We start from the raw sequence: 5,070 nt of genomic DNA, 5'->3' as shown, positions 1-5,070 counted from the left end.
CCACCGCTCGGTCACCGGGCCCACCACGGCCATCCGGGCCTGCCGGGCCCGCTCGGCCGCCAGCGCGGTGGCCGGTCCCCGCCGCACGGCCGCACCGGCGACGAGGTCGTCCCACCGGGCGGGCGGCCCGCCGACCGTCCCACCGGCCCCGGGTTCACTCCCGGCCGCCCCGGCGGAAAGCGCCGTACGACGACCATCGGGCGCCGCGGGTCCGGGAAGCGCGGTGCGACCACCCTCGGACGCCCCGGAACCAGGAAGCGCCGTACGACCACTGCCGGACACCCCGGAACCCGGAAAGGCTGTACGACCACCGTCGGACGCTCCGGAAACCGGAAACGCCGTACGACCGACGTCAGTTGTCCCGGGGCCGGGAAGCGGTGTGCCGCCTGGGAGCGCGGTGCCCGGGCCCGGCCCGCCGCCGGTGCCGGGCTGCTGCGGGTCCCCGGCGCCCGGCCGGGGCGTGGTGCCGTTCCACGGGGTGGGGCGGACTCCGTAGGGGTCGGCGATCCGGCCGGGGGGCGTGCTGCGGCCCCGCTCGTCGGGGCCCGTGACGGTGCCGTACGACGGCTCGGCGAACCGGTCGGACGGCCGCTCGTCCCCACCGGGCTGCCGGGCGCCCGGCAGCGCGGCACGCGCGCTCTGCTGCGCCTCCTGCACCCGGGCCGCCGCCCGCGCGCCCGCGCGGTAGGCGGCGATCGCCCCGGCCCGCGCCGCCCTGACGTCCTCGCCGCTCCCGGGCGCCCGCCGCGCGAGGGCGCCCGCCGGACCCGGCGCACCGGGCGCGCCGCCCGGCTCGGTCCCGGGCAGCGGGCCCGCGGCACGGGCCTCGATCGCGGCCCGCCTCGCGGCCTCGGGATCCGCCTCCGCCGGGCCGGCACCGGCCCCCGTGCCGCCGAACGTCCCGCTCGCCCGCGCACCACCGCCCGCGGCCCCGCCCTCGGGGGCGTCCGGTGTGCCCTCCCGGTGCTCGGCCGGTACCGGGTCGTACCCGCACAGGGCCTCCTCGGCCGCGCCGACCGCGAGGCCGGTCAGCATCACGCGGCCGTCGTCGCAGACGAGGACGGTGCGCGCGGTGATGTTGCGGTGCACCCAGCCGTGGGCGTGCAGCACCCGCAGGGCCATGAGCAGGTCGGAGGCGACCTCGGCCGCCCGGTACGGCGTCAGCGGCTTCTCGGCGAGCAGGGCCGCCAATGGGCGCGCGGCGACCAGTTCGCTGACGATCCACAGGGAACCGCCCTCCGCGAACACGTCGAAGACCTGGTCGAGCCGCGGGTGGTCGGGGATCCGCGCGGCGGCCTGCGCGGCCTCGACCGCGCGCCGCACCGCCGGATCGGTGGGCCGCCGCCCCGCCGTACGTCCCGTGAAACCCTCGGGCAGTCCGTCCGCGTCGAGCACCTCCGCCTCGACGACCTCGGGCAACGGCACCTGACGTACGAGGACTTCCTGACCGCTGTAGGTGTCGAAGGCGCGGCTCTCGGTGAGTTCGTACTCGTGGGACGGGGGCAGGGGCAGGCGGTAGCGGTCGGCGAGAACCCGGCCCGCATAGTCGTCCACAGTGCCTCCCCCGGCCGCACGGTCGGTCAAATCCGTTCGCCACGCGTCCCGTTCCCGATGCTTACGGTCCGCAACCACTCACGATACGTGCCGCAGGCAACCCGCAAAGAGGGGATGACGGATTAGGGCCCCCAAACCTGGGGATCCCGGGGGTCCGGACCGCTCAGGACTTGGGCTCGAAGGTCTTCGTCAGCGTCCGCCAGGTGTTCCGGCGCAGGTCGCTGTCCCAGTTCGCGGACTTCGCCGTATACATCAGCGCGTATCCGAGATGTCCGTTGACCACGAACCCCCGGTCCACGGTGCGGTATTCGGTGCCGCCGTCGACGTAGGTGAACTCCCAGTCGGCCGCGTTCCAGCCGCGGTAGCCGACCTTCTCTATGCGGATGCGCTGGTACTGCGAGCGCACCATGTCACCTTCCTGGTTCTTCCAGTCGGCGACCGGGTCGCCCTTGGGCGAGGAGGTCCAGGCGACCAGCAGCTTCTGCCCGTCCGGGCCGGTGAAGCGGACGCCCGCGGAGTCGGTGCTGGAGTACTTCCAGCCCTCGGGCAGCCCGATGGTGAACCCCTGGGAGCCCTTGTACGTCGTCGCCGCGCCGTCGTCGCCCTTGGCGCCGTCGTCCGAGCCGGAGCCGTCCGAGCCGGAGCCGCCGGACCCCTGGGCGGAGCCGGCGCCCTGCCCGCCGGAGGCGGTGGAAGCGGCCGGCGAGCCGCCCGAGCCGGCCGTGCCGTTCTCGGCGTCGGCCTGCTTGCCGTCCGTGCCGGTCCCGCTGCCGGTGTCCTCCTTGGTGGAGGCGCTCGCGGAGGCCCCGGCGGTCGTGGAGGTGCGGGCCGCGCCGTTCTTGGAGCTCTTGGAGCCCTTGTCGTCGCCGCCGAGGGTGAGGGCCAGGACTGCGCCGATCACGGCGAGCGCCACGACCACGGCGATGATGACCAGCGTGCGGCGCGGCACCACGTCGGTGAGCGGCGCCCTGGGCACCGGCCGGGGCGCCAGGTCCAGGTCCGGCGGCGGCATCACGGGCCATCCCGAGCGGGTCCGCCCGCCCTGCGCGCCGCCCACGGCGGTGGTCGCCGCGTCACCGGAACCGTCACCGGCGCCCGCCCCGGAGGAAGCCGCGCCGCCCGCCGCGCCGTCCTTGCCGGTCCGGACGGCGGCCCCGCCCGCAGGATCCGCCACCGGATCCACCGTCGAGTCCGGCGCGGAAGCGGACACCGCCGCCGATGCCGGCGCGGACGTCGGCGCGGCAGCCGACGCGGAAGCCGCCGTACCCGAACCGGCCGCGCCCGCCACCGACTTGGTGCGGGAGGCGGCCGCCGAGGTGGCCGCGCCCGCCGCCACGGCGGCCTTGCGCATCGAGCGCAGCGCCCCGCGAAGCCGCTCGGCGGCCTCCTCACCGCGCTTGCCACCGCCGCCCGGCGAACCGCCCTTGCCGGCCTTGCCCACTTTGCCCGCCTTGCCGTCACCGGCCAGGTCGCCCCGGCGGTCCGGCTGCGCGGGCAGCGGTACGACCCTGGTGGCGTCCGCCGGCGGCTCGGGCTCGGCCTCCTTCGGCTCGGGGGCGTGGATGACGGCGTTGAGCATCGCCCGGGCGCCCGCGTCGTCGAGCCGCTTGTCCGGGTCCTTGTTGAGCAGGCCGTGGATGACGTCCCGGAGCGGGCCGGCGTTCTTCGGCTCGCCCAGGGGCTCGGTCATCACTGCGGTGAGGGTGGCGATCGCCGAGCCCTTGTCGTACGGCGGGGTGCCCTCGACCGACGCGTACAGCAGACCGCCGAGCGACCAGAGGTCGGCGGCCGGGCCGGGCTTGTGGCCGCGGGCCCGCTCGGGCGAGATGTAGGAGGGGGCGCCGACGAGCATGCCGGTGGAGGTGATGGAGGGGTCGCCCTCGACCTGGGCGATGCCGAAGTCGGTGAGCACCACACGGCCGTCCTCGGCGATGAGGACGTTGGACGGCTTCACGTCGCGGTGCAGGATGCCCTGGCGGTGCGCGGAGCGCAGCACGTCGAGGACCGCGAGCCCGACCTCGGCGGCACGCCTCGGCTCCAGCAGGCCGTCCTCGCGGATGACCTCGGCGAGCGACTTGCCCTCGACGAGTTCCATGACGATCCACGGCCGGTCGTCCTCGTCGACCACGTCGAAGACGGTCACCGCGCTGGTGTTGCGGATCCGCGCGATCGCCTTGGCCTCGCGCAGGGTGCGCGTGATCAGCCGCCGCTTCTCGTCCTCGTCGATGTTCGCCGGGAACCGCAGTTCCTTGACCGCGACCGTCCGGCCCAGGGTCTCGTCCTCGGCCCGCCACACGGTGCCCATGCCGCCACGCCCGAGTACGTCCCCCAGCCGGTAACGCCCGGCGAGAAGGCGCTCGCTCCGGTCCTGGAGAGTGTCCTGACGAGTGTTCCGACGAGATGCCCCGCCCCGCTCCGCCTCCGACATGCGTCCCCTCATGCAACCCGCCCTGACAGAGCCTCCATTGTCTCTCACCCGACAAGTGCTCGGCGCCCAGGGTGCCCCTGGGGACACGCGCGTCGCCGGTGAACGACGCGCTGCGTGCGGTGCCATGACGGGCCGTGACAAACGGGCGGCGCCGGGGTCCGGCGCTCCGGGACACTTCCTCTCTTAACGGCCCCTGCGGCCGCCCCGCTCCCGGGTTCGGACTGTTACAACGGCACGATGTCGGGCGCCCCGAGCCGGGCCGCGTCGGCCGTCAGGTCGTCGGGCTGGCGCTGCGACTCCCGCTCGGCCTCCACCCGCTTCTCGTAGTGCTCCACCTCGCGTTCGATCTGGTCCTTGTCCCAGCCCAGTACGGGCGCCATCAGTTCCGCGGCATCGCGGGCGCTGCGGGTTCCCCGGTCGAAGGTCTCGATGGATATGCGGGTGCGCCGCGTCAGCACGTCGTCGAGGTGCCGGGCGCCCTCGTGCGAGGCGGCGTAGACGATCTCGGCGCGCAGGTAGTCGTCGGCGGCCTGGAGGGGTGCGCCCAGGGTCGGGTTCTCTGCGATGAGGGCGAGGACCTCCTGCGCCGCCGATCCGTACCGGTTCAGCAGGTGCTCCACGCGGACCACATGGATGCCGGTGTCGGCGGCGATGCGCGCACGCGCGTTCCACAGCGCGCGGTAGCCCTCGGCGCCGTAGAGCGCGATCTCCTCGGTGACGCAGTCGGCGACCCGCATGTCCAGGCCGTGCACGGCCTCGTCGACGGCGTCCTTGGCCATCACCCGGTACGTCGTGTACTTGCCGCCCGCGACCACCACCAGGCCCGGCACCGGGTGGGCCACGGTGTGCTCGCGGGAGAGCTTGCTGGTGGCGTCGGACTCGCCGGCCAGCAGGGGCCTGAGCCCCGCGTACACGCCCTGGACGTCGTCGCGGCCGAGCGGGACGGCGAGCACCGAGTTGACGTGTTCCAGGAGGTAGTCGATGTCGGCGCTGGAGGCGGCGGGGTGGGCCTTGTCGAGGTCCCAGTCGGTGTCGGTGGTGCCGACGATCCAGTGCCGGCCCCAGGGGATGACGAACAGCACGGACTT

General features: G+C 74.9%; 3 protein-coding genes. All 3 read right to left on the bottom strand.

All coding sequences use genetic code 11. The features are described 5' to 3' along the window. Nucleotides 1-1,554: protein kinase (locus IE249_RS36165; protein ID WP_229857521.1), on the bottom strand; the 1,554-nt coding region annotated here is incomplete at its 3' end. A 163-nt stretch (nt 1,555-1,717) separates the two neighbouring features. Further along, the gene (locus IE249_RS04595) at nt 1,718-3,982 is read right to left on the bottom strand and encodes a serine/threonine-protein kinase (RefSeq protein WP_189703450.1); all 2,265 of its coding nucleotides are present in this window, start codon (nt 3,980-3,982) and stop codon (nt 1,718-1,720) included. A gap of 224 nt (nt 3,983-4,206) precedes the next feature. Continuing rightward, nucleotides 4,207-5,070 (bottom strand): glycerol-3-phosphate dehydrogenase/oxidase (locus tag IE249_RS36160; RefSeq protein ID WP_308434306.1); only part of this gene is annotated, 864 nt, incomplete at its 5' end.

Source organism: Streptomyces anandii JCM 4720, from assembly GCF_014650655.1.
GTDB lineage: Bacteria > Actinomycetota > Actinomycetes > Streptomycetales > Streptomycetaceae > Streptomyces > Streptomyces anandii.
This window is presented reverse-complemented; position numbering and strand designations above follow the sequence as displayed.

What these genes read in the sequence shown, in the direction of transcription:
- IE249_RS04595 (WP_189703450.1), bottom strand. Translation starts at nt 3,982, where the DNA reads ATGTCGGAGGCGGAGCGGGGCGGGGCATCTCGTCGGAACACTCGTCAG.